The sequence below is a fragment of the Alkalibacterium sp. s-m-28 genome, from assembly GCF_054658175.1.
The window spans coordinates 1-279 of record NZ_BAAGIQ010000361.1; the positions used below are offsets into that span (position 1 = coordinate 1).

Sequence of the window (279 nt, forward strand, 5' to 3'; positions counted from 1 at the left end):
TTCTTTTGAGCTTCTTGACGGCGTTTATATCCAACGGTCCGTTTGTCTACTCGCTCATCTGCTTCACTTAAGCGATTGGCTTTCTTTTTGGAGCTGAGAAAAGATTTTGCCAACGGAATAAAGGTGAAACCATCACTCCAACCTAGAGTCAACATACGAAAGCCTTTCATATATTTTCCGCTCGCATGATCATAGTTTTTAGCTAACAACTCGACTTTTTTGCTTCGATTACGGCTAAACATGGAATCATCCAGAATAAGTACCCGTTCATTGTCCTCT

1 protein-coding gene is annotated in these 279 nt (G+C 40.9%); it reads right to left on the reverse strand.

Features of this window, described 5'->3' with window-relative positions; translation table 11 throughout:
- On the reverse strand, positions 1-279 hold a 279-nt coding region (locus ACYQ4S_RS12620; RefSeq protein ID WP_459771532.1), incomplete at both ends, for a transposase.